The sequence below is a fragment of the Blautia glucerasea genome, assembly GCF_013304385.1.
Classification (GTDB): domain Bacteria; phylum Bacillota; class Clostridia; order Lachnospirales; family Lachnospiraceae; genus Blautia_A; species Blautia_A ammoniilytica.
In genome coordinates this window covers 98,673-123,461 of the sequence record NZ_JAAITU010000005.1, presented here as the reverse complement: position 1 = coordinate 123,461, position 24,789 = coordinate 98,673, and the positions used below count along the sequence as shown (strand labels likewise).

The 24,789-nt window shown below is 40.4% G+C and carries 22 protein-coding genes; 18 read left to right on the top strand and 4 right to left on the bottom strand.

Annotated elements, in window-relative coordinates:
- Positions 1 to 12: 12 nt before the first annotated feature.
- Positions 13 to 777, bottom strand: a complete 765-nt coding sequence (locus tag G5B11_RS03755) for an IclR family transcriptional regulator (RefSeq protein ID WP_173726937.1) — start codon at positions 775 to 777, stop codon at positions 13 to 15.
- Between the two features lie 429 nt (positions 778 to 1,206).
- Here G5B11_RS03755 and G5B11_RS03750 point away from each other — a divergent pair, with 429 nt between their 5' ends.
- From G5B11_RS03750 to G5B11_RS03710, 9 genes are all read left to right on the top strand, one after another.
- Entirely contained in the window at positions 1,207 to 2,106 is a 900-nt protein-coding gene (locus G5B11_RS03750) for a dihydrodipicolinate synthase family protein (RefSeq protein ID WP_173726936.1), read from the top strand.
- A 32-nt stretch (positions 2,107 to 2,138) separates the two neighbouring features.
- A complete protein-coding gene (locus G5B11_RS03745; RefSeq protein ID WP_173726935.1) occupies positions 2,139 to 3,455 on the top strand; it encodes an ABC transporter substrate-binding protein in 1,317 nt (438 codons plus the stop codon).
- Positions 3,456 to 3,521: 66 nt separating this feature from the next.
- Positions 3,522 to 4,409, top strand: coding sequence for a carbohydrate ABC transporter permease (locus tag G5B11_RS03740; RefSeq protein WP_173726934.1), 888 nt, complete (start codon positions 3,522 to 3,524; stop codon positions 4,407 to 4,409).
- 4 nt (positions 4,410 to 4,413) lie between these two features.
- Positions 4,414 to 5,256, top strand: coding sequence for a carbohydrate ABC transporter permease (locus G5B11_RS03735; RefSeq protein ID WP_173726933.1), 843 nt, complete (start codon positions 4,414 to 4,416; stop codon positions 5,254 to 5,256).
- Between the two features lie 2 nt (positions 5,257 to 5,258).
- The gene (locus G5B11_RS03730) at positions 5,259 to 6,218 is read left to right on the top strand and encodes a Gfo/Idh/MocA family protein (RefSeq protein WP_158421291.1); all 960 of its coding nucleotides are present in this window, start codon (positions 5,259 to 5,261) and stop codon (positions 6,216 to 6,218) included.
- Complete coding sequence (locus G5B11_RS03725; protein ID WP_173726932.1) at positions 6,218 to 7,393, top strand: mandelate racemase/muconate lactonizing enzyme family protein; 1,176 nt, start codon at positions 6,218 to 6,220, stop codon at positions 7,391 to 7,393. The genes G5B11_RS03730 and G5B11_RS03725 overlap by 1 nt, the downstream gene beginning before the upstream one ends.
- Positions 7,394 to 7,407: 14 nt before the next feature.
- Positions 7,408 to 8,136: an N-acyl homoserine lactonase family protein gene (locus G5B11_RS03720; RefSeq protein WP_173726931.1), complete on the top strand. Its 729-nt coding sequence runs from the start codon at positions 7,408 to 7,410 to the stop codon at positions 8,134 to 8,136.
- A gap of 4 nt (positions 8,137 to 8,140) precedes the next feature.
- Positions 8,141 to 9,049, top strand: a complete 909-nt coding sequence (locus G5B11_RS03715) for a dihydrodipicolinate synthase family protein (protein ID WP_173726930.1) — start codon at positions 8,141 to 8,143, stop codon at positions 9,047 to 9,049.
- 335 nt (positions 9,050 to 9,384) lie between these two features.
- Complete coding sequence (locus G5B11_RS03710) at positions 9,385 to 12,684, top strand: DUF5107 domain-containing protein (RefSeq protein WP_173726929.1); 3,300 nt, start codon at positions 9,385 to 9,387, stop codon at positions 12,682 to 12,684.
- 263 nt (positions 12,685 to 12,947) lie between these two features.
- Here G5B11_RS03710 and G5B11_RS03705 read toward each other — a convergent pair whose 3' ends face one another.
- The gene (locus G5B11_RS03705; protein ID WP_173726928.1) at positions 12,948 to 13,163 is read right to left on the bottom strand and encodes a DUF378 domain-containing protein; all 216 of its coding nucleotides are present in this window, start codon (positions 13,161 to 13,163) and stop codon (positions 12,948 to 12,950) included.
- 99 nt (positions 13,164 to 13,262) lie between these two features.
- Here G5B11_RS03705 and G5B11_RS03700 point away from each other — a divergent pair, with 99 nt between their 5' ends.
- Positions 13,263 to 13,835 (top strand): M48 family metallopeptidase, encoded by a 573-nt coding sequence (locus G5B11_RS03700; protein ID WP_330603052.1) that lies wholly within the window; start codon positions 13,263 to 13,265, stop codon positions 13,833 to 13,835.
- A gap of 234 nt (positions 13,836 to 14,069) precedes the next feature.
- Here the strand turns inward: G5B11_RS03700 and G5B11_RS03695 are convergent, their stop codons facing one another.
- Positions 14,070 to 15,506: a DUF5067 domain-containing protein gene (locus G5B11_RS03695; RefSeq protein ID WP_244092902.1), complete on the bottom strand. Its 1,437-nt coding sequence runs from the start codon at positions 15,504 to 15,506 to the stop codon at positions 14,070 to 14,072.
- Between the two features lie 450 nt (positions 15,507 to 15,956).
- On the opposite strand from G5B11_RS03695, the gene G5B11_RS03690 reads away from it, so the two are divergent.
- From G5B11_RS03690 to G5B11_RS03665, 6 genes are all read left to right on the top strand, one after another.
- Positions 15,957 to 16,886, top strand: a complete 930-nt coding sequence (locus G5B11_RS03690; protein WP_173726927.1) for an alpha/beta fold hydrolase — start codon at positions 15,957 to 15,959, stop codon at positions 16,884 to 16,886.
- A gap of 67 nt (positions 16,887 to 16,953) precedes the next feature.
- Positions 16,954 to 17,133 carry a hypothetical protein gene (locus tag G5B11_RS03685; protein WP_158421298.1) on the top strand — a complete coding sequence of 60 codons (180 nt, stop codon included), beginning with the start codon at positions 16,954 to 16,956 and terminating at the stop codon, positions 17,131 to 17,133.
- Entirely contained in the window at positions 17,097 to 18,710 is a 1,614-nt protein-coding gene (malQ, locus tag G5B11_RS03680) for a 4-alpha-glucanotransferase (protein ID WP_330603049.1), read from the top strand. The genes G5B11_RS03685 and malQ overlap by 37 nt, the downstream gene beginning before the upstream one ends.
- A gap of 6 nt (positions 18,711 to 18,716) precedes the next feature.
- Complete coding sequence (locus G5B11_RS03675; protein WP_173726925.1) at positions 18,717 to 20,450, top strand: ABC transporter ATP-binding protein; 1,734 nt, start codon at positions 18,717 to 18,719, stop codon at positions 20,448 to 20,450.
- Positions 20,450 to 22,192: an ABC transporter ATP-binding protein gene (locus G5B11_RS03670; protein WP_158421301.1), complete on the top strand. Its 1,743-nt coding sequence runs from the start codon at positions 20,450 to 20,452 to the stop codon at positions 22,190 to 22,192. Before G5B11_RS03675 ends, G5B11_RS03670 begins: the two co-directional genes overlap by 1 nt.
- A gap of 18 nt (positions 22,193 to 22,210) precedes the next feature.
- On the top strand, positions 22,211 to 22,642 hold the full coding sequence (locus G5B11_RS03665; RefSeq protein WP_191868057.1) for a DUF308 domain-containing protein: 432 nt from the start codon (positions 22,211 to 22,213) through the stop codon (positions 22,640 to 22,642).
- A gap of 123 nt (positions 22,643 to 22,765) precedes the next feature.
- Here G5B11_RS03665 and G5B11_RS03660 read toward each other — a convergent pair whose 3' ends face one another.
- A complete protein-coding gene (locus G5B11_RS03660; protein ID WP_158421303.1) occupies positions 22,766 to 23,263 on the bottom strand; it encodes a VanZ family protein in 498 nt (165 codons plus the stop codon).
- A gap of 134 nt (positions 23,264 to 23,397) precedes the next feature.
- Between G5B11_RS03660 and thyA the strand changes: the two genes are divergently transcribed.
- Together thyA and G5B11_RS03650 are read left to right on the top strand one after the other, a co-directional pair.
- Complete coding sequence (gene thyA / locus G5B11_RS03655; protein ID WP_173726924.1) at positions 23,398 to 24,246, top strand: thymidylate synthase; 849 nt, start codon at positions 23,398 to 23,400, stop codon at positions 24,244 to 24,246.
- Positions 24,247 to 24,272: 26 nt separating this feature from the next.
- Positions 24,273 to 24,764 (top strand): dihydrofolate reductase, encoded by a 492-nt coding sequence (locus G5B11_RS03650; RefSeq protein ID WP_173726923.1) that lies wholly within the window; start codon positions 24,273 to 24,275, stop codon positions 24,762 to 24,764.
- Positions 24,765 to 24,789: the final 25 nt, after the last annotated feature.

Below are 24,789 nucleotides of genomic sequence, written 5' to 3'. Positions count from 1 at the left end.
TTATTGGGTTTTTTACATGTCTAATGTCAGTAAGGCTGCTTCTAATTGCCTTTTGGCATCAAAGAGAATCTGCTTAAATGTATCTGCGTTTACGGTATTTTGGTAAATGGGAAAAGATACAGAAAGGGCAGCGATTACATTTCCAATACGATTGCAGATAGGAACGGCAATGCAGCGTACATATGGTGAAGATTCCTCCGCCTCATAGGCTATGTGTGTTTTGCGTACTTCTTCTATTTGTTTCTCCAATTCATCTAAAGAAGTAATAGTGTGTTCGGTTATAGCTTCTAATTTATAATTTTTATATAATTCATCTAATTCTGCTTTAGAAAGTCCTGATAAAAGGGCTTTTCCGATAGCTGTAGCATGAGCGGGAATGCGTTTACCTGTATGTGATACAATGCGAAGTGGCTGATTACTGTCGAATTTATAAAGGTAAATGGTATCATGATCGTTCAGAATTCCAAAATGTGTTGTTTGATTACAACGTATAGATACATTTTCGACAATATCTTTAGCTACAGAATAAAAAGGATTTGTAGAAAGATAGGCATTGCCGACTTCGAAACACTGTAAACCAATTCGATATTCATTATAGTTTTCTTTTTTTTGCAAAAAATTCATGTTACACATGGTCTGTACCAGGTTATGGACAGAACTTTTGGGTAAATCAGTAATGGTACAGATTTCTTTAAATGATACACCCTTTGGTTGTTTTGATATATATTTCATGATCTCTAAAGCACATTGTAAAAGTCGATGATTTTTTTGCTCCATACTGAAAAACCTCCCTATAATTACTTAGAATAGTATAAATGAAAACTGTTCATATATACAATAATATATAAAACTGGGGAGAAATTCAAGTGGGTGATTTAATTTTTATGGGAATACCAGGTTAATTCTTTGCGCCCCATCATCAGCATTATATGTGAGAATATAAGAAAAATGGGGGTTGGGTGATGAACTGAAACAATATTTGGAATGTGAAATGTGAGGTGTGGAATAACTGTTCATATATATAACATGTAGTGATTTTTGTAAATAATAGTAAACTTGAATATATGTGAAATATAGACAAAATTAATGTGAAAAAAATGGTAAAAATAAGAATATTGACAGCTTAACCTTATTATGCTAATATTTATATAAACATAATCCGGATATGTAAATAACGTTCATATATAAGAACAGCTAGGAGGTTAAATGGAACGGGGAATATATGGAGTTACACTGACTACTTTTGACAGTAATGGGCAGTTAAATATGGAAGCACTATATCAGGAACTTATTTATTGCAGAGATACGAGTGTGAAAGGTCTTCTTATGTGTGGCTCAACGGGAGAATTTGTTTATATGAACGCTGAGCAACAGAAGCAAGTTCTTGCAGCAGGTATGGAGGTGGCTGGAAAAAATAAGATTTTAATTGGGGGAGCAAGTGCACCTACGGAAGAAAGTGTGCTGAATCTTTTGAAGTACATGGATAAAATTGGATATCAATATGCACTTATATGTCCTCCGTATTATTTTCCTCAGACGCCGGAAAATGTATTGGATTTTTATAGAACCATATCTAAAAAAGCTCCGCCAAGAATAAGAATTCTTATGTATAATATTCCGTTTTGTGCACCTGAAATTCCATTGCAATATATGGAAGAACTTCTTGCTATTCCAAATATTATTGGGTTGAAAGATAGTAGTGGTAATATTTTGTATTTATCGAAGGTGATGGGGGTGGTCAAAGACAAAAGACCAGATTTTCATGTCTTTACAGGACAAGATGCTTGTTTTTTGCCGGCGCTTACTCTTGGAGTATCGGGATGTATATCGGCACTGAGTTGGATGTTTGATAAAGAAGAAAATGAGATTCTGGAATCATACCATCAAAGAAATTTGGAAAGAGCATCAGAGATTCAAATGAACATTATACAACTTGTAAGGCATTTGGATGGGATTTCGTTTCCGGAAAACTATCGTATTTTATCAAAGGTTATAGGCGTGGATTCAGGTGAAATACAGCGTCATTTTTATAATTTAAACGATGTATTTTGTTATCCGTGGATTGAGCAGACGACAATTTTGGTGCAGAAGTTGAGGATGAGCTAAAGAAAAGTATAATAGAACAGGAGGGTTTGGTAATGAAAAAAAGGTTTGTAAGTATGTTTCTCTGTGCAGCACTATCTATAGGAATGTTTGGTGCCATGAGTTATGAAGCTAAAGCAGAGGAAACGGTAGAAATTCAGTTTCTGCATACAGCATGGGTTCCTGCACAGCTTGAAATTTTGGAACGTGCAATTGCAGATTTTGAAGAAAAAAATCCGGGTATTAAAATTATAGAAACACGGAGTAGCTGGACAGATGCGCCATCTCAGATTATGACTTCTATTGTAAGTGGAACTGCACCAGATTTGATTATGTGCAATACATCCATGCTTGCAGAATACAGAGGAATTGGAGCGATAGCAGATTTAAGTACATTGGTACCGGAAGAACTTATAAATAGCTTTCTTCCGAGTGCAAAAGCAATGATCACAACGGAAGATGGAAAAATTGATGGACTGCCGCAAGAAGGATGTAACTGGGCATTGTTCTATAGAAAAGATCTTTTTGAAGAAGCAGGACTTGATCCAAATAAGCCTCCAAAAACATATGATGAATTTCTGGAATATGCAAAAGCTTTGACAAAAGATACAGATGGAGATGGGGTAATAGACCAGTATGGATATGCTTGGCCGGTACAGGCAGAGAATGCTTCCGATTATTGGGTACAGTTTATGCAAATGTGCGGAGCAGATATCTCAACATATGACGAGGGAAAATGGGAATCAAGGCTTTCTGATGAAACAGCGATAAAAGGAACTCAATTGATGGTTGATCTTGTACAGACACATAAAGTAACTCCTGATAGCGTTGTTGACTATGACTGGGAGGCAGTAACAAATGCTTTTGTATCAGGAGAAGTTGCAATGATGCAGAACGGAGCATGGGTGACGGGATCTGTTGCAGAAAAGGGACCAGATTTGGATGGTAAATGGGGAACCGCCGTTATGTTTGATGGTCCGGATAATACTGTATACAGAGGTTATCCTAATACATTCAATATTTTGGAAGCTTCAGAGCATAAAGAAGAAACATGGAAGTTTTTAGATTATTTTTATAACACACCAAGTGATATAGAGGGATTAACTATAGCTGGAGCTTTTTGCAATGCTGCAGGAGGTATGTTGTATTCTGAAGACTTTATACAGTATGCAAAGGAAAACTATGATGAAAAACTTCAGCCGTTCTTAGATGAAGTAGATTACTGTATGATACCACCGCTTGATCCTTCATGGCAATCCCTTACCAGTATGTATGGCAATTCTACAGTGCAGCAGATGCTGATGGGAAGTGTTTCAGTTGACGAGGGTATTCATATGCTTGATGAAAAGTTAAAAGAATTTCACGGAGAGTGATGGTCATAATTGAAACGGGAGTGCTGAAAAAGCACTCTCGGATTCAATTTGCGAGGGAGACATTGGATGAAAAAAAGAATAAAAACAAAAATTAAGACAACAGCAACACCTTATTTATTTCTTTTTCCATGTGCTGCATTAATTTTGGTTATTTTAATTTATCCTGTTTTGTCAGGAATTATTAACAGCTTTTATAATGAAAGTCTGATTCGTCCTGTACAACCAGAATTTGTAGGACTGGATAATTATAAATCATTATTAACGGATTCTATGTTCTTGGATGCATTAAGACGTTCTGTTTTATGGACACTTGTTATTCTTGTATTTGAATTGTTTTTTGGTCTTTTGTTTGCGGTACTCTTAAACAAAGATATTTATTGTAAGAAATTATTTCGATGTTTGGTTTTGATTCCGTGGATTATTCCAAATGCCATAGCAGGTATTATATGGAAATGGTTTTTGAATGAATCTTTTGGAATGATGAATTATATTTTGAAAAGTATAGGGATTATTTCACATAATCTTTCGTGGCTATCTGATGAAAAACTGGCTGCTGTATCAGTTGTTATGGTCATTATATGGAAGAGCATTCCTTTTGTTGCGATTACATTACTTGCTGGTATTCAGGCAATACCTGGTGATTTGTATGAAGCGGCAAAAGTAGACGGCGCAAGAGGAAGTCAGTGTTTTCGTTTTGTTACGATTCCTATGTTAAAAAGCATCATGTTGATTACATCAATTCTTACATCCATATGGAATTTTAATCAGTTGGAAATTATACAAGTTGTAACAAAGGGAGGACCAGGAGAAGCTACGTTATCTCTACCTGTATATATATACCGTTTGTTTATGCAAACATTCCAAACAAGCTATGCTTCGGCAGCAGCCGTTATCATGATGCTTGTGCTGATTGTTCCATGTATTGTGTATGTGAAGAAATTATTGAAGGAGTGAGTAAATGACACGGGCACAAAAGAGACAATATAGTAAAATAGGATATACTTTTGTGATTTTGATTTTAACAGTTGTTTTGATTTTGCCATTTTTATGGATGGTTTCTACTTCTTTTAAAGAAGCAGATGAAATTTTTCAGGAGATACCAAAGTGGTTGCCATCAGAATTTAGTTTCAAAAATTACGGAGAAATATGGAATAGGGGATATTTTAAAACATATTTTGTAAACTCACTCATAGTTTCTTTTGCAACTATGGGGGTATCGCTTGTAGTTGCCATGTTCGCAGGATATGGGATATCCCGTTTTCGTTTCCACGGCAGATTCTTTTTTTCTGCATTGTTGATTGTAGTGCAGATGTTTCCTTCTATGCTTCTTTTAATTCCAATGTATATGATCATGAGCAAATTGGGACTCTTAAATACGCATTTGTCTATGATTATAGCATATACAACTTTTGCAATGCCGTTTTGTGCATGGATGATAAAGGGATATTTTGATACGATTCCAGTATCGCTTGAAGAAGCAGCGAGAATTGACGGGTGTAGTCGTTTGAGAATACTGTTTGGGATTATTGTGCCTTTGGCTGCTCCGGGAATAGTGACAGTTGCTATGTTTGCATTTATTCTTTCATGGCAGGAATATATGTATGCGCTTACGTTTGCCAGAACTGAAGGTATGAGAACAATTACCGTAGGAATAGCTCTTATGCAAGGACAACATGGCAGTGTGAATTGGGGACAGATAATGGCCGGATCAGTACTGGCATGTTTACCAGGATTATTGTTATTTACATATCTAGAAAAATATCTGGTGCAGGGATTTACTATGGGGGCAGTTAAGGAGTGAAAATGAAGAATAAAATTAAAATAGGTCTGATAGGGTGCGGAAGAGTAGCGGAAAATCATATTTTGGCGATTAAAGAGTGCGAATGGGCAGAAATTGCAGCAGTTTCAGGAGGAAGACATGCTCAAGAACTTGGAGAAAGAATAGGAGTTCCTGTTTTGTCAGGAGATGAAATCTGTGAATCTTCTCTTGTAGATGCTTTGTGCATTCTTACACCTCCGGAGTTTCATTATATATATGCGATGAAAGGTATTGAAGCGGGAAAACATGTTTTGGTAGAAAAACCTGTGAGTTTTTCTGATAGAGAAATAGAAGAGATGTCCATAGCAGCCAAGAAAAATAAAGTGGTTTGTATGCCTGGACATAGTTATATTTATTTGCCAGAACTAATACGGATGAAACGTGCTCTTGAAGGAAAAAGACTGGGCGTTCCTGCATACGTTTATTTATCAGAGATGTATTATATGCCGAAAGAATTGGCGGTAAAGTATACAGGACCAGAAACGGATGTTCTTTGTCATCAATTGTATCTCTGTTTGGCATTTTTAGGTATGCCAATGCGGACAACAGCATTTCGTACATGCATAGAGGGAAAGGAAAATGAGACAGATGGTGCTCAGGTTTCGGTAATGCTGGAGTATGCTCAGGGTACGATTGTACAAATTTTTGTAACATGGGCGGCCGAGGATTGTTCATCAGAACCGTGGACATTTAAAATCAAAATTATAGGAAATAAAGGATGCATGAGTTTTTCCAGAAGAGATTTTATGGAAAAGACGGATGTTGAATATGAACAAAGTTTGTACCAGGAAATGTTTAATGAAGAGATGAAATGGTTTGTTGAGAAATGTATTCTAGAGGGAAAACAACCGATTTCCACAATGGAGGATGCGAAAAAGGTTTGCTTACTTCATAAAGCAATTGTAAAAGCAATTAACGAAAAAGTAGTTGTGGAGGGACTGTAATGAAGATAACGGATGTGGAAACAATTTTATTATGCTATAGATATGAACAGGATGAAAAGTGGAAGTGGTCAGGGGGTGCTACACTCCAAAGAAATTGTGTGTTAGTACGTATTACCGTGGATGATAAATATACTGGCCTTGGAGAAATTGGTGAGTCAGCGTATCTTCCGAGAGCAATAGAAACGATGATAAATACACGCTTTAAAAAGATGATTCTAGGAGAAGATCCATTTAATATTGAAAAAATATGGAGAAAACTCTATATTCAGTCTGCACATTATGGAAGGCGAGGAGTAATTGCAACAATCATTAGCGGCATTGATATTGCTTTATATGATGTTATAGGAAAAATACTTCAAAGACCTGTTTATGATTTGATTGGTGGAAAATATAGAACAAAATTCAAGGCATATGCTAGTGGGGGAATGGCAAAATCTGTTGATTCTCTGGCTGAAGAAGCTCTTGGATATATTTCAAAAGGATATTTTGGATTTAAGGTTAGAATTGGAAATGAAGATCCAGAGGAAGATATTGAATTAATTCAGGAATTGAGAAAAAGAGTAGGACCTAAACCAGCTCTTCTTGTAGATGCAGGTCAATGCTATACGAATTTTCCTTGGACTTATGATACAGCATATCGTGTATGTAAAAAGCTAGAAAACTGTGACCTTTTTTGGCTGGAAGAGCCACTTCACCCCGATGATGTAGAAGGATTTAAACGTCTAACTGCGAATACAAGCATTCCTATTGTTGCAGGTGAAAATGAATTTACAAGGTATGGTTTTGAACCTTTGATCACAGGACATGCTGTGGATATGATACAGCCAGATGTGACGCGTTCAGGAGGAATATCTGAGTGTAAGAGAATTGCTGCAATCGCATCAGCACATCATATGAGAATGGCACCGCATATTTTTGGAAGCGGGGTAGGATTTATGGCGAACATGCATTTTATGGCATCTGAACCAGAAGCCTTTATCATGGAACATGATCAGACTTTAAATCCTCTTAGAGAGGAACTTCTGATAAAGCCTATTTTATATAAGAATGGGTATGTGGAGCTAATACAGGATTTACCTGGACTGGGAGTAGAACTGAAAGAAGAAACAATAAAGAAATATGCATACAATGATATTGATGCGGTGAATAAAGGAGAATTTGTTCCATTGTATTAAGTAAGGAGAGAACTGTGGAAAAGGAAAAGCAGATTTGGAAAATAACTCCTGTTTTGACTGGAAGTTTTGGAATGGTCAGAGATGATATTAAGTATAGAAATGGAAAACCAGAAAACCAGGGGTTTGTGCCCTCTGTAATGTTTCTTTTAGAAACTTGTGGACATATGGTGGTAGTAGATACAGGCTTTGGAGAACCACCGGTATGTGCTGAAAAACTTCAGTTAAGTGTAAAACGTAGTCAATCCTTGGAAGATATTTTTAAGGAAGCATATGTGAAACCGAAAGAAGTAGAGGCAGTTATTTTTACGCATCTTCATTGGGATCATGTTGGAAATGCTGAGTGTTTTACAAATGCCCAATACTATTGTCATGAAAAGGAATGGAATCGAGCGGAAAATCATCCTGAGGAATATCCGGAGGAGTGGTTTTCCTGGCTGAGAAGAAACAGAGACAGAGTGCGCTTAATTCGAGGGGAAAGTGCACAAGAAATAATCCCGGGAATCTATATACAATATGTAGGTGGGCATACATATGGCTCTCAGATGGTGATTGTTAATACGGAAGAAGGATATGGCGTTATTACTGGTGATGTAGTAATGACAGAAAAGAACTTACAGGAGGAAATTCCGGTGGGTTTATGCATAAACGGTAAAGAATGTGAAACTGTATTTGAAAAAATCAGGGCATGGAAGCCTGTGATGATATATCCTTCTCATGATTTTAAAATTTTTGACAGGAGGTAGTTTAATGGGAAAACTAAAAGGTGTTATTCCGGTCATACCAACTCCTTTTACTGATGATGGTAAATATGTAGATTATGGCAATTTTGAAGATATAGTAGACATAGCAATAAGGGATGGAGCGCATGCAATTTGTCTATTTGCTGCTGGTGCAGAATTTTATAAGCTAACAATGGATGAAAGAAAAGAACTGTTCCAGAGAGCCATTCAGGCAAATAGAGGAAGGGTTCCGATTATTGCAACTGTAAGTAGTCATGCTACTGTTTTAGCAATAAGAGAAGCTACTTACTATGAGAAAAAGGGAGCGGCAGCATTGAATATTATGCCACCTAGTTATGCATCACCAACATCGGGAATGTTAGTAAACCATTTAAGAGAAATATCAGAAAATGTAAAAATTCCAATTATTATTCAGTATGCACCTGCTTTAAATGGAATGGCGATTTCGCTTCAGACATTTGAGGAAATCAGTGAACATCATTCTGGAGAGTTGTATATTAAGCTGGAAGCATCTCCTACAGGACCAGCGATTACAGCACTAAGAACAGCAACGAATAACAAATATGATATCATAGTAGGTAATGGAGGTGAATGCATGTATGAAGCACTACTTCGTGGCGCCTGTGCTGTAATGCCGGGAGCGGCATTAATTCGCCCATATCGTATGATTTATGATGCATTTGAAAATGGAGAGAAAGAAAAAGCTTTTGAGCTTTTTAATAAATATTTGCCCCACATTCACTTTATGCAAAGAGATATAGAATCCTTTGTTGCTCTTGAAAAAATCATTTTAAAGCGGAGAGGAATTATGAAAAATGCTGTATGTCGGCAACCGGGAAATTATCCGGACAAACAGACATTGTCACTTTTGGAGCAACACTTGGAATATGTATACAGAGAATTTCCTACGATATAAGAAGTGTTACATAATAAAAACATGCATGATTGAAATAGCTTGAAGAGTTCTTGTATTTATAAATATAATAAACTTGTTCGCTCTAGAAAAGAATCTTTAAAGAATAAGTGGATTGTGTAAATACTATTTACCTACAGGTTTGTTTCACATACAATTCATGACAGAGGATCTTCTTTTGGTTGGTTAGTTTTCATCTGGCAAGATGCAATACTAATCTTACGGGAAGATCCTTTTTTATTGATGAATATGTATTATGCATTATTGGTACATTGCGAATTTGTGTCATGTCAATAGTTATAAAACAAACGAAGTATAGCAAAGATAAGGAGGTTCCTATGGAAACAGTAAAAATCTGGGAGGAAGATGTGCTCATTCCTACTTATGAAATTGGTGTGGCAGAGAAGAATCCTATTTTTTCAGAAAAACGAGTTTATCAGGGGAGTTCAGGGAGAGTGTACCCGTATCCGGTAATTGAAACAATAGAAGATGAAAAACATGATAAGATCTGGAAAGCGTTATATCTGGAAAATCAATATTTGAAGGTAATGGTGTTGCCACAGCTGGGAGGAAGAATTCAGCGGGCCTATGATAAGACTAATAATTATGATTTTGTATATTATAATCATGTGATTAAACCAGCACTGGTTGGCCTGACAGGACCATGGATTTCCGGAGGAATTGAGTTTAATTGGCCGCAACATCACCGCCCAACAACTTATCTACCGGTAGATTATACCATGACAGAACACAAGGATGGCAGCAAGACCGTGATGGTCAATGACGTAGATCAAATGTACGGAACTAAAGGTATCACATCCTTTACTTTATATCCGGACAAAGCATATATTGAGATTCGCGGACAGCTTTACAACCGTACACCAATGGCGCAAACTTTCCTGTGGTGGGCGAACCCGGCAGTACCTGTAAACGACTATACACAATCTGTTTTCCCACCAGATGTACATGCTGTTATGGATCATGGAAAACGTGATGTATCTAAATTTCCAATCGCTACGGGTGTATATTATAAACATGACTACAGTGCAGGTGTGGATATTTCCAGATATAAAAATATTCCGGTTCCTACATCTTACATGGCAGAGAAATCCAACTTTGATTTCGTAGGAGGATACGATTATAGAGAAGAAGCAGGAATTCTTCATGTAGCAGACCACCATATTTCTCCTGGTAAGAAACAGTGGACATGGGGGTGTGGAGATTTCGGAAGGGCCTGGGATCGCAATCTTACAGATGAAGATGGTCCGTATATTGAGTTGATGACCGGTGTTTACACAGACAACCAGCCAGATTTTTCCTGGTTAAAACCATTTGAAGAAAAGACATTTAAGCAGTACTTTATGCCATACAAGAAAGTGGGCTATGTAAAGAACGCCACTATTGATGCAATGATAAACATGGAAATTGAAAACGATGAAATTTCTTTGTGTGTTTATGCAACAGGAGTGGAAAAGAATGCAAGAATAGTTCTGGAGAAGAAGGGTGAAGAGGTATTCGAGGAAATCGCAGATATTTCTCCTGTAGCTGTATATGAGAAGAAACTCAGCCTTCCAGTAGAGAATAAGACAGACATTACTGTCCGTGTGTTCAGTGCAGATGGCAGAGAACTTGTAGAATTTACTCCACTGGAAGAAAAGATTGCAAAGATCCCTGAGCCTGCAAAAGCAGCAAAAGACCCGAAAGAAATCCAAACCTGCGAAGAACTGTATCTGACAGGACTGCACATCGAACAGTACCGCCACGCAACCTATCTCCCGGACGACTATTATCTGGAAGGTCTGAAACGTGATGAAGGAGATGTCCGTCTAAATACTGCCTATGGCATGCTTCTGTTCCGCCGTGGCCTGCTGACAGAGAGTGAGAAGTATTTTCGCAAAGCTCTGGAGCGTATGACCTGGAAAAATCCCAACCCATACAACAGTGAAGCTTATTATGATCTTGGGTTGACTTTATTCTATCAAAGACGTTATGATGAGGCCTACGATGCATTCTTCAAGGCTACTTGGTCCAATGAACAGCAGGGGATGTCTTTCTATTTTCTTGCTGCTATTGCAACAAAGCAAGAAAAATTTTCACAGGCATTGGAACTGATTGAAACAGGTCTGATAAAGAATAGTCATAATGTTAAAGCACGTGGTTTGAAGGCAATAATTTTAAGAAAGCTTGGAAAAATCGAAGAAGCAAAACAGTGGATTGCAGAAAATCTTAAGATAGATCCATTTGACTATGTATCTGGTTATGAAGCAGTTCTTCTGACCGAAGGAGAAGAAAAAGCTATAAAAGAGCAGGCATTGAAGATTCAGATGCGCAATTTTCCACAGAACTTTATTCAAGCAGCCATTGATTATAGAGAAAGCGGATGTTTTGAAGAGGCAATTGGCATTTTGAATCTGTGTGATGTACAATGGCCAATGCTAGATTATTATAGAGCTGCTTGTCTGATGGATATGGGAAATACAGAAACTGCAAAGAAAAAGGTGATTATAGCTGATAAAATAAATCCATTTTGCTGTTTTCCAAACAGTCTGGAAGATATTGCAGTACTGGAATTAGCAATAAAACTACAACCACAGCTACCAAAAGCATATTATTACATCGGGAATATCTGGTATGACAAGCGTCAGTATGGAAAAGCACAGGATGCATGGGAGGCTTCCACAAAGCTGGATGATACTTATCCAACAGTACTACGAAACTTGTCCCTGGTTTATTATAATCAGAGCAACATGCCGGAAAAAGCAAAAGAAGTATTGGAAAAAGCCTTTTTTCTGGATACTACAGATGCACGTATTTTCCTGGAACTGGATCAGTTATATAAGAAACTTGGTTATTCTGTGGAAAATAGGATTGCATTTTATGAAAAATATCCGGAAACGTTTGCGAAAAGAGATGATGTGTTTATTGAATATATTACAATGCAGAATTTTGTAGGTCACCATGAAAAGGCATATGAACTTTTGATGGGACGTAAGTTCCATCCATGGGAAGGTGGGGAAGGAAAAGTTACAACTCAATATACCACTTCTTTGGTAGAACTGGCAAAAAAAGCAATCGTAAAAGAAAATTTTGCTAGTGCAAAAGCACTTTTGGAAAAAGCAATTACTTATCCGGAAAATCTTGGAGAAGGTAAACTGGAAGGAACAAAAGATAATCATATTTATTATTATATGGGACTGGCGGAGAAGGCACTTGGTAATGTTGAAAAATCCAAAGAATTGTTTGATAAAGCCAGCACAGGTACTTCTGAACCGGCAGGTATGATGTTCTACAATGATCAGCCAGCAGACATGATAATGTTCCAAGGTATGGCTCTTTTGGAACTGGGAGAGAAGGCAGCATCGAACTCCAGGTTTTACAAATTGATTAGCTACGGTGAGGCACATATTTATGACAAAGTTAAAATGGATTACTTTGCAGTATCATATCCGGATCTGTTAATTTTTAAAGAAGATTTTACCAAAAAAAACAAAGCTCATTGCTATTTCCTTATGGGTCTTGGAAATATGGGTCTTGGAAATACTAAGAAAGCAGTTGAGTGCCTGAAAGAAACATTGCAACTGGATCCACATCATCTGATGGCGAAGTTGTATTTGAAAAGTATAGAATCTGTTTGGTAATGTATAAATAAGCATTTGAGCAGGGTAGAAAACAGAGTAGTAGTTGAATTTCTGCCCTGTTCTTGTTATTATGAGCAAGTAGCGAAAGGAATTGCAGAATATCCGTTTGATTAGATTTGATAGTTATACTTTGAAACAAAGATTACTACAAGAAAAAACGCATCTGCAGGATTCAGTCTTTGAAAATCGGAATCCTGTAGATGCATTTTTGAATTGTATGGTAGATTTTATAAGTGATGCTCGACTTGAATCTATTACTTATTTCAACCTTCCTGGCCTTCTGTGGCAACCAAGCTGTAGAAGTTCAGCAGATACAGGCCGCAAAGGCCTACCAATGCATATATGATCCTGGAAAGCCAGGACATGCTTCCGAACAGCAATGCCACCAGGTTAATGTCAAAGAATCCGATCAATCCCCAGTTAATGGCACCAATCACTACTAAAGTCAGAGAAAAATATTGCATAAATTTATTACCCATAAATACCATCCTTTCTGTAACGAGGCAGGTTTACTCGTTCCTGCCCTCAGTATTCCCGGATCTCGGTGAAACTATGTACAGAAATATACAGGAGGAAACGTGCTTACAGAAATATATATCCAAAATCAAAATGAAAAACTGAAGGTTCAGGTAGTACGTTCCGGTCGAAAGACCATTGGTTTGGAAGTGAAACAGACAGGCAATATATATGCGCGGATTCCCTACAGTCTGTCAGATCCTAAACTGGTTCACTTTGTAAAAGAACATGAAGAATGGATCTTAAAAAAATATGGGGAAACGAGAAATACAGATTCAGGGAAAAAAGTGCCGGCTCCACCAGTTACCAGCCTGACAGCAGCAGACAAGACAAATATTGTGGGAAAAATTGCAGAGAGAGTAGAATATTACTGCAGAATTATGAATGTACAGGTGGGAAAGGTCACCATCCGCAATCAGAAAACAAGATGGGGAAGCTGCAGCTCCAAAGGGAATGTGAATTTTAATTATCTGCTGTATTACCTGCCAGAAGAACTTCTGGATTATGTGGTAGTCCATGAACTGGCTCACAGGCGGCATATGGACCATTCCCAGCGATTTTGGGAGGAAGTGGAAAAATACTGCCCAGACTACAGAAATTGCAGAAAAAAGCTAAAAGAATATCATACAGAATAAAAAACTGTGACTTACCTGATTATTGCTCAAAATCAGATAAGCCACAGTTTTTTATCTCAGTCGAGAAGACTCCCACCTCTTTCAGGTGGTGAGTAACAGCAAGTTCGTCTCAGTGGGAGTCCAATCTCCGACTGAGATAAACGCTCCGCAAGGATGCGCAGTGATTCTGTAAAGAATATGTCAGCTTACGCTGACCAGAATCACGCGCCAAGTCTCGCGGCTGCTCGACTTGAATTATTGCAACTTTAGAATCTGGGAAGTAGTAGCACCGCCGCCGAAGCTTAAACCTTCTCCAGCGACCAGAGTAACATCACTGGTATCATTCAGGGAAAAGGCCTGGCATACGCTGACCGTTTCACCAGGCTGGATCTCAGCCATATAATGGTCAAGGGCATCATCATTGGTATCCGGAATAGCAGCGGACAAAACCGTGTCATTCTGGTAAGCACTAAGAGAAACATCCACCATTGCACTGGAAGGTACAGAACTCAGGTTTGTGTAATCATAGTAAACAAGCAGACAGGGATTTCCTGCATAATCATTTGTTGTCTGATGTCTGGTATAACGGATCTGGAAATTAGTAGTTGTCATGTCAATAGAATCTGTCTGGCTTCCATCGGTACCGGAAGCAGCAGGATCATCTGACGTATTTTGCGCTGAGCCGTCCAAAGTCTGGTTGATCTCATTTTCTATATTTTTAACATTGGCAGACATAAGCTTTACCGTTGCATCATCCAGGGAAACAATCTTCCAGGTATCATCCGTTTTGATCACCGGATAAAGAATATCTGTTTCACTGTAAACCGGTGTTGTGGTTTTTACTTTTTCACAAAGGATGGAAGCAAGCTGAGTCTGAGCATCCTCCTGAGTGGGACTTTCGCCGGAAAGAGCCTTAGAAGCAATCTGACGGAGAAACTCGATGACGGTTTCCTTATAAATCTCAGTGCCGTCAATATAATGGATCCGGGCAGTGATCCGGGCAGTACCGTTATTCAGGCTGAAATCATTACGGATGATCTTGAAGGTCATCTTCTCGTTAATGCTTTTGAAAAACTCTGTATAAGCTTCATTTCGCAGATCAGCATCATCCAGTGCAGAAAGGTCATTGCTCTGCAGCATACCCTCCATTGCGGTAAAATCAAGCCTTTGAACAGCTGACAGATATTCCTCCACAGCCTCCTGAGGCTGAGTGCGCAGATACATATAATAACCGACAGCCCCGCCAGCTGCCAGAATCAGAACCAGCAAAAACAAAATCAGACCAGTACGCTTCTTTTTCTTGCGCTTTCGCCCCGATAAAACTGGCTCATCAACCGTTACATCCTTATCCTCGGCGTCAGATTCTTCAGTCTCATCTTCAACATCCGGGGTGTAATCGTCATCTTCAACCTCTGGGGTGTAACCGTCATCTTCAACCTCTGGGGTGTTCTCGTTATCTTTAACCTCTGGGGTGTAACCGTCATCTTCAACCTCTGGGGTGTTCTCGTTATCTTTAACCTCTGGGGTGTAACCGTCATCTTCAACCTCTGGGGTGTTCTCGTTATCTTTAACCTCTGGGGTGTTCTCGTTATCTTCAATATCTGGGGTGTTCTCATTGTTTTCAATATCCGGGACGCTATTGTCCTCCTCAGCCATATCACCTAACTGCTCATCGTATTTATTATCGTCCATAATACCTCCTGATAAAATTTACACAGTCAACAAATCATACCACAGATACAGTAAAATAACCATTGGCAAACTGAACATTTGATACAGAGTAGTGTTCGGTATAAGCAGAAAAGTATATGGATTATATATCATGCGAGGCTTTCGCAGATTTCGACCGGGCTAGCTTCTCTGTTATTTGCCGTGTCTGAACGCCGTAGGCGTGAGTTTGGCAAATGACAGAGATAATAAGCGTACGGGAGAAATCCGAAAACGAAGCCCTGATATATAAGACATATCTTTTCTGCATTATTATTTTATTATTACACACGTCTCGATAACTCAACGAAACATTTGCCAATCGTTACTTTACTGTATCCCAACCGCCCCCATTATACCAGAATCCGTTGACAATGGCAACGCAGCACCTTTATAATAATTAATATCTACACAAGGCGCAGAAAGGGGAAGAACATGAGCAAAAAATATGAAGGAAGCTTTTATTCCCAGGCAGACGGGCTGGAGATCTCGGTACTTGCTTTGATTCCGAATGCACACCCTTACAAAGGAATCCTGCAGCTGGTCCATGGCATGGCCGAACACAAAGAACGATATCTTCCATTTATGGAATACATGACACAGCAAGGCTTTTTGACGATCATCCATGATCACAGAGGCCATGGGAAAAGTGTGCGGAGAAAAGAAGACCTGGGGCACATGTATGGTGGCGGTGCAGATGCACTTTTGTTAGACATTCATACTGTGAACCAGGGACTAAGAGAAAGATTTCCGGATCTGCCCCTGATCCTGATGGGGCACAGCATGGGATCACTGGCAGTACGTGCTTACACAAGAGAGCATGATGATTGTATGGATATGCTGATCGTATGTGGCTCTCCAAGTAAAAATGTAGCCAGGCCATTAGGCACAGCCATAGCAAAAGTAGAGGGGAAGCTTTGCGGGATGGATCATAAAAGCAAGCTTTTAGAGACAATGTCCTTTGCTTCTTATTATGCAAAATTCCTGAAAGATGAGCAGTGTAAGGACTGGATCTGCTCAGACAAGGAAGTATGTGATGCTTATCACCAGTCAGACTACTGTGGTTTTACCTTTACAGATGATGGTTTTATTACTTTATTTGAACTAATGAAACGGGCTTACGATGTAAAACATTGGGAATGCAGAAAGCCTAAAATGCCAGTACTGTTTATCAGCGGAGGGGATGATCCTTGTATGGTCAATGTGCGTCATTTTGCAAAATCCGTGCAGGCTATGCGTCACGCCGGGTATCTGGATGTAAAAGGGAAAATATATCCTGGAATGCGTCATGAGATCCTTAATGAAAAAGGAAAAGAAAAAGTTTACCACGATATTTCCGTATATATCAAAAAGAAACTTTTTTAAAAATGAATAAAGAAACATCTGTTTGCAAATAATGAAGGTATAGAAACAATCCAAAAGGGGAAAACAGATGAAGAAAAAAGGATGGATCCTGCTTCTTGTGCTGGTATGTGTAGCTTTTCTGGTAAGCTGTGGTAAAAAAGCATCCAGTGATGATAGGCAGGGCGAGCTGGTATGGTCACAGGCAGAGGATAGGTTTCCCTCTGCCTGCATTTGTCATGTTTCCCAGTTTCATGGATTTCTTACATAAAGCTAAAAATAGCAATATTGACCTGCAATCATGGGATTGTTATAATTAATCGGTATGTCAATTTTAATAAACAGGAGGAACAACAAATGAGAGCCAGTGGAGTATTACTTCCGATATCCAGCATTCCATCCGATTACGGGATCGGATGCTTTTCAAAAGAAGCTTATGAATTTGTAGACCAGATTGCAAAAGGAGGACAGAAATACTGGCAGATCCTGCCGTTGGGACCTACCGGATATGGAGATTCCCCATATCAGGCCTTTTCCACATTTGCAGGAAATCCTTATTTTATAGATCTTGAAGCATTTATCTCTCTTGGACTTCTTACAGAAGAGGAATGCAGCAGCTGCGACTGGGGCGGAAGTGAAAGTTACGTAGATTATGAAAAGATGTACAATTCCCGTTTTCGTCTGCTGAGAAAAGCATACGAGAAATATAACTGTGAAGAAGACGCAGATTTCCAGGAATTTGTAAAGAAGCATAGCTTCTGGCTTGAGGACTACTGCCTTTATATGGCTATCAAAAATGAGCAAGACAATATTGGCTGGAATGAATGGCCAAAGGAGTTAAAGGTACGTGATCCGCAGGCCATGGATCAGGCAAAGGAGCGTCTGGCTGATGAGATCCAGTTCTACCGTTTCCAGCAGTACTGGTTTTACAAACAGTGGAGTGCACTGAAGACTTATGCCAACAAAAAGGGCGTGGAGATCATCGGAGATCTGCCAATCTATGTAGCCTTTGATGGGGCAGATGCATGGGCCAATCCATTGCTGTTCCAGTTTGATGAAGAGAATCAGCCGGTAGCGGTAGCTGGCTGTCCACCGGATGCTTTTTCCGCAACAGGTCAGTTGTGGGGAAATCCTCTTTATAACTGGGGTTATCATAAAGAGACAGGATATCAGTGGTGGATCCAGAGAATGAGCCATTGCATGGAAATTTATGATATGGTCAGGATCGATCATTTCCGTGGTTTTGATGAATATTATGCGATTCCATATGGTGATTCTACCGCAGAATTCGGAAAGTGGGAGCAGGGTCCAGGACTGGAACTGTTTAAAGTCCTTAGAAAAAATATCCGTCATTTGAATGTGATTGCAGAGGATCTGGGATACCTGACAGATACAGTTCTTCAGATGCTGAAGAAATCCGGTTTTCCCGGCATGAAGGTTTTACAATTTGCATTTGACAAAAGTGAGAATAGCGCTTATCTTACTTATAAGTATGATCATAATTGTGTGGTGTATACAGGTACTCATGATAATGAGACCACAAAGGGCTGGTACCGTGACTTAAGTCGTCATGATGCAGCTTTTGCCAGGGAATATACAGGATGCAAAGGGAAAAGTGCCGATGAGTGTGTATGGGGGATGATCCGTGAAGCCATGTCCTGTGTGGCAGATCTGGCGGTGATTCCAGTACAGGATTATCTTTGCCTGGGCAATGAAGCAAGGATGAATACTCCATCTACTTTAGGCAACAACTGGAAATGGAGACTGACAAAGGGTCAGTTTGACGAAGAGACCATCAAACGTATGCGCCGGATGACAAAAATTTATGGAAGAATCCAGGAGCAATAAAAAAGAATGAAAAAATTAATACGGTTTTTGAAAGGCTATGGGAAGGAAACTTTTCTGGCTCCTTTGTTTAAGATGCTGGAAGCTACTTTTGAACTGATCGTTCCGTTGGTGGTGGCCGGGATCATGGACATAGGGATCAAGAATAAAGATTCTGCCTATATTTGGCATCAGTGCGTGATCATGGTGCTGTTAGGCATGATCGGACTTGTGTGTGCACTTACAGCACAGTATTTTGCTGCAAAGGCAGCCACAGGTTTTAGTACGGCTCTTCGCAGGGAGATGTTTTCACATATCAGCAGCCTTTCATACCGGGAACTTGACCGGCTTGGTACACCTACGCTTGTAACCAGGATCACCAGTGATATTAATCAGGCACAGACTGGTGTAAATATGGTTCTGCGTCTGTTCCTGCGCTCACCTTTTATTGTGGTGGGAGCAGTGATCATGTCCTTTACTATTAATGTAAGGATTGGGGTTATTTTTCTGATCGCAGTACCTGTGATCTCCATTGTGATCTACCTGATCATGAAATGGACGGTACCTATTTACAAAAAGGCACAGGCTTCCCTGGACCGGATTTCGCTGATCACCAGGGAGAATCATGTAGGTGCCAGGGTAGTTCGTGCTTTTGGACGACAGTATGAAGAAAACAAAGATTTTTCAGAAGTAAATGACCAGTATACAGCCATCCAGATCCGTGCAGGAAAGATTTCCGCACTTCTGAATCCGGCAACAACTGTGATCATGAATTTTGCGATTATTGCTATTTTGTGGTACGGTGGGATCGAAGTAGGAAACGGGATTATCAGTCAGGGTGAGGTAGTGGCTCTTGTAAATTACATGAACCAGATCCTGATCGCACTGATCGCGCTTGCCAACCTGATCGTTGCAGTGACAAAGGCCATGGCTTCTGCTGTACGTATTAATGAGGTGCTGGATACCCAGTCTACTCTTACAGATGAGGGCACCAATGCACAGAAGGATAAGGCAGATACAGCAAGGGTTGAGTTTCGCAATGTGACCTTTACCTATGCCGACAGTCAGGTACCGGCGTTAACAGGGATTTCCTTTACAGCAAAGCCTGGGGAGACCATAGGTATCATTGGCGGTACAGGCTGTGGAAAGTCTACCCTTGTGAATCTGATCCCCAGATTTTATGATGTAACACAGGGAGAGATCCTGATCGACGGTAATTCTGTAAAGGCATATCCTTTTGCACAGCTTCGCACAAAGATAGGAATGGTTCCTCAGCATGCAGTGTTGTTTAAAGGCACCATCCGTGATAATATGAAATGGGGCAAAGCAGACGCAACAGACCAGCAGATCGATCTGGCTCTTTCCATTGCCCAGGCAAAGGATTTTGTAGATAGTAAGCCTGAAAAATTGGATACCATGATCAGCCAGGGTGGTGCCAACCTTTCCGGAGGCCAGAGACAGAGGCTGACGATTGCCCGTGCTCTTGTAGGAAAGCCTGAGATCCTGGTTATGGACGACAGTGCTTCTGCTCTTGACTTTGCCACAGATGCAGCCCTTCGTCATGCGATTCATGAGCAGACAAAGGGGATGACCGTATTTATTGTTTCACAGAGAGCAACATCCATCAAACAGGCTGACAAGATCCTGGTGTTGGATGACGGGGCATTGGCTGGTGTAGGAACACACAAAGAATTGATGGAATCCTGTCAGGTTTACCGCGAGATCTGTCTGTCACAATTATCAGAACAGGAGGTGAACCGATAATGGGAAAGAACAAAGATACAATGAGAAGGGTGTTGAAGTTTATCAGTCCTTACAAAGGAAAGATCATCCTGATGCTTCTCATGGCTCTTTTTACAGTGGCTTTTACCCTGTATACACCTATTCTGATCGGTGAGGGAGTTGATACCATTATCGGGCCCGGGAATATCAAAACAAAAGCATTGCTCAGGATCCTTGGTACTTTGGCAATGGTTGTGCTTGGAACGGCTGTCACGCAATGGATCATGAACCTTCTTACAAACCAGGTAACCTATGGAGTGGTACAGGATATCCGCAGTCAGGCATTTTCCCATTTGCAGGAGGTGCCGGTTTCCTATATTGACAGCAACCAGCCTGGTGATATTTTAAGCAGGATCGTTGCAGATGTAAGTCAGTTTTCCGATGGTCTTCTTATGGGCTTTACCCAGTTTTTTACAGGTGTGATCACCATTTTAGGAACCATTGGTTTTATGATGTCCATCAGTGTGAAGATTTCTTTAATCGTTATTTTGCTTACACCGGTTTCTTTATTTGTTGCCAGCTTTATTGCAGGCAGGACCTTTCAGATGTTTAAAGAGCAGTCTGAGAAGCGGGCTGAGATGACTTCCCTTGTGGAAGAGCTTGTGGGGAACCAGAAGGTGGTACAGGCTTTTTCCTACGAGGAGCGTGCCAGGGAACGGTTTGGAAAAGTAAATGAAGAACTTCGTGTATGTGGGATCAAGGCTATTTTCTTTTCATCCATTACAAATCCATCTACCCGTTTTGTAAATGGCCTGGTATACACCAGCGTAGGGATTTTTGGAGCTTTTGTGGTTATGCGTGGCGGTATGAGTGTGGGACAGCTGACCAGCTTCCTGAATTATGCCAATCAGTACACAAAGCCTTTTAATGAGATTTCAGGTGTGGTGACAGAGCTGGAAAATGCTCTTGCCTGTGCAAAAAGGATTTTTGATTTTATTGATACACCGGCACAGGAGCCAGATGTGGCTGACGCTGTAGAATTGGAAAAAGCAGATGGAAGTGTAAATGTGGAGAACATTTCTTTTTCCTACCGAAAAGAAGTTCCGCTTCTTCAGAATATTTCCATTGATGTAAAGCCAGGACAGAGGATTGCCATTGTAGGACCTACCGGATGTGGAAAGACTACGATGATCAATCTTCTTATGAGATTCTATGATGTGGATAAAGGACAGATCGTAGTAAGCGGCCATCCTATAAGAGAACTTACCAGAGACAGCCTTCGCAGGAATTTTGGTATGGTACTTCAGGAGACCTGGTTAAAAGCAGGTACGATTCGTGAGAATATTGCATATGGTAAGCCGGATGCATCTATGGAGGAAGTGATCCAAGCTGCAAAGCATGCCCATGCCCATAGTTTTATTAAGCGTATGCCCCAGGGGTATGATACTGTGATCACAGAAGACGGTGGTAATATTTCTCAGGGACAGAAGCAGCTTCTGTGCATTGCCCGCGTCATGTTGATGCGTCCTACTATGCTGATCCTGGATGAGGCTACCTCATCTATCGATACACGTACAGAGATAAAGGTCCAGCAGGCTTTTGCAGAGCTGATGGAAGGAAGAACAAGTTTTATCGTTGCACACCGTCTGTCCACCATACAGGAAGCAGACAGGATCCTTGTAATGAAAGATGGGAACATCATTGAGCAGGGCAGACATGAAGAACTGCTTGCAAAGGGAGGATTCTATGCAGGTCTGTATGAAAGTCAGTTTGCTGTGTCATAAATAAAGGAGGATAAGGGATTGGAAGAACCAAGAAAAGAGGAAAACCAAAATACAGGCGAAGAAAACCAGAATCAAAGTGGTCTGCCTGTGCGAAGCTGTATGCTGATGTGTCTGGCAGGTATATACCTGCTTTATACAGGCTATAAGTTGTGTAAAAATGTCATTGATGGCGTAGATGGGGGTGCCTGGTACTTTATGGTTGCAGGTATTGCATTCCTGGTGATCGGGGCAGGTATGCTTTTCTACGGCGGTAAAAACGTGATCAAAGATGACAAAGAAAAGCGTGCAAAAGAAGCCGAAGAAAAGGCCCGTCTTGCAAAAGAAGCTGCTGCAGCAGGAAATGCCAAAAAATCCATTTCAGACAGAGCCAATCTGGTGAAAGATCTGAATGAAGAGGCAGAAACTGAAGCACAGCCAGAAGAGCAGGAACAGGAAAAGACTGAAGAATGACCGGAAGAACAAAGGCAGACATACTCTGCCCTGGATGCCATCCGGAATCCTGGAAGTAAAAAAGATGCTGTATCTTTACAGAACCTTTGGAGACTGTAAAGATACAGCATCTTTGCATTTGGGCTATGTTCTTTTTTGGGGATTGTGCAGGGTTGACCAGCAAAAAGCCTGCACCATCAGGATTCCAATCAATGCGCCTATGCTGTCGATCCCTACATCCCGCAGGGAAGGACCACGGTCAGCCACAAAGGATTGGTGGTATTCATCCAGGCCTGCAAAGCCTACGCATATAATGCCTGCCAGGATCACCAGCCAGATCCCACGCACACCGTAAACGTAAAGCGGGAAGGAGATGGCTACAGCAAGCAGGAAATATTCGGTCATATGACCTGCCTTACGTACATAAAAATGGATAGTATCTGCAGAAACGGCAAGCTCTGCACTGCTTTTGTTCTCATTCAGAAGCTGATTCTTTGTTTCAACGATCTTGTATGAAATCTTGTAGCTTAATTGCCCGGACACCTCCCCGGTCTGGGCGGAGAAAGAATAGATTACATACATCATCAGGATCGCCGGAAGAAAAGAAAGGGGCTTCAGTAAAGTAATCATCAGCTTTTTCATGGCTATTAATATAACACCTGATAAATCAGATGTAAAGAAATATGTTGAACTGCACCGCCTTTTTTTATATAATGATGCCAGGCTTAAATGAATGATATGTGTGACATAAGCAGAGGATCTGGAGGTATATGAAGATGAGTTATGCAGATGAAGTGTTTATAAAGATGTGTCAGGATGTGATCCAGAATGGTACCAGCACAGAAGGGGAAAAGGTACGTCCTGTATGGGAAGACGGTACGTCCGCTTACACTATTAAACGATTTGGCGTAGTGAACCGGTACGATCTTCGCAGGGAATTCCCTGCACTGACCCTTCGTAAGACTGCACTGAAAAGTGCTATGGATGAAATCCTGTGGATCTGGCAGAAGAAATCTAATAATATTAAGGATCTTCACAGCCATATCTGGGACAGTTGGGCAGATGAGAACGGATCCATTGGCAAGGCTTATGGTTATCAGCTGGGTGTGAAGCACCAGTACAAAGAGGGGATGATGGATCAGGTAGATCGTGTACTGTATGATCTTAAGAATAATCCTTACAGCCGCAGGATCATGACCAATATTTATGTACACCAGGATCTTCATGAGATGAATCTATATCCATGCGCTTATTCCATGACCTTTAATGTGACCAAGGAGCCGGGCAAGGACAGGCTTACTCTGAATGCAGTGCTGAATCAGAGATCCCAGGATATTCTGGCTGCCAATAATTGGAATGTATGCCAGTATTCTATTTTGTTGATGATGATCGCTCAGGTATGTGATATGGAGGCAGGAGAACTGGTACATGTGATCGCTGACTGTCATATTTATGATCGGCATATTCCTGTAGTTAAGGAACTGATCGCCAGGACTCCATATCCGGCGCCTATGGTTAAACTGAATCCTGAGATCAAAGATTTTTATGATTTTACTACAGATGACCTGATCGTGGAGAATTATCAGACCTGGCCGCAGATCAAGAATATACCGATTGCTGTATAATAATTATCACAGGAGGAAAAGTTATCATGAAAATGATTGTTGCAGTAGATAAAAACTGGGGAATAGGAAAGAATAATGATCTTCTGGTCAGTATTCCGGCAGACATGAAAATGTTCCGTACGGAGACTTCCGGCAAGGTAGTTGTAATGGGAAGGAAGACTCTGGAAAGCTTTCCTGGAGGATTGCCATTAAAGAATCGTACTAATATTGTCCTTTCCGGAAATCCGGATTATCAGGTAAAAGGTGCTATTGTTGTGCACAGCCTTCAGGAGCTTCTGGAGGAAATAAAGAAATATCCAAAGGATCAGGTTTACTGCATCGGCGGTGACAGTGTATACAAAATGCTTTTGCCATATTGTGATACTGCTCAGGTGACGAAGATTGACTTTGCTTATGAAGCAGACAGGTATTTTCCCAATCTGGACGAGATGCCCCAGTGGCAGGTGGCAGCAGAAAGCGAAGAGCAGACATACTTTGATCTGGAATATCGTTTTGTCCGTTACGAAAGATGTAAATAAAACCAGCAAAAAAGGAGCCGTACGG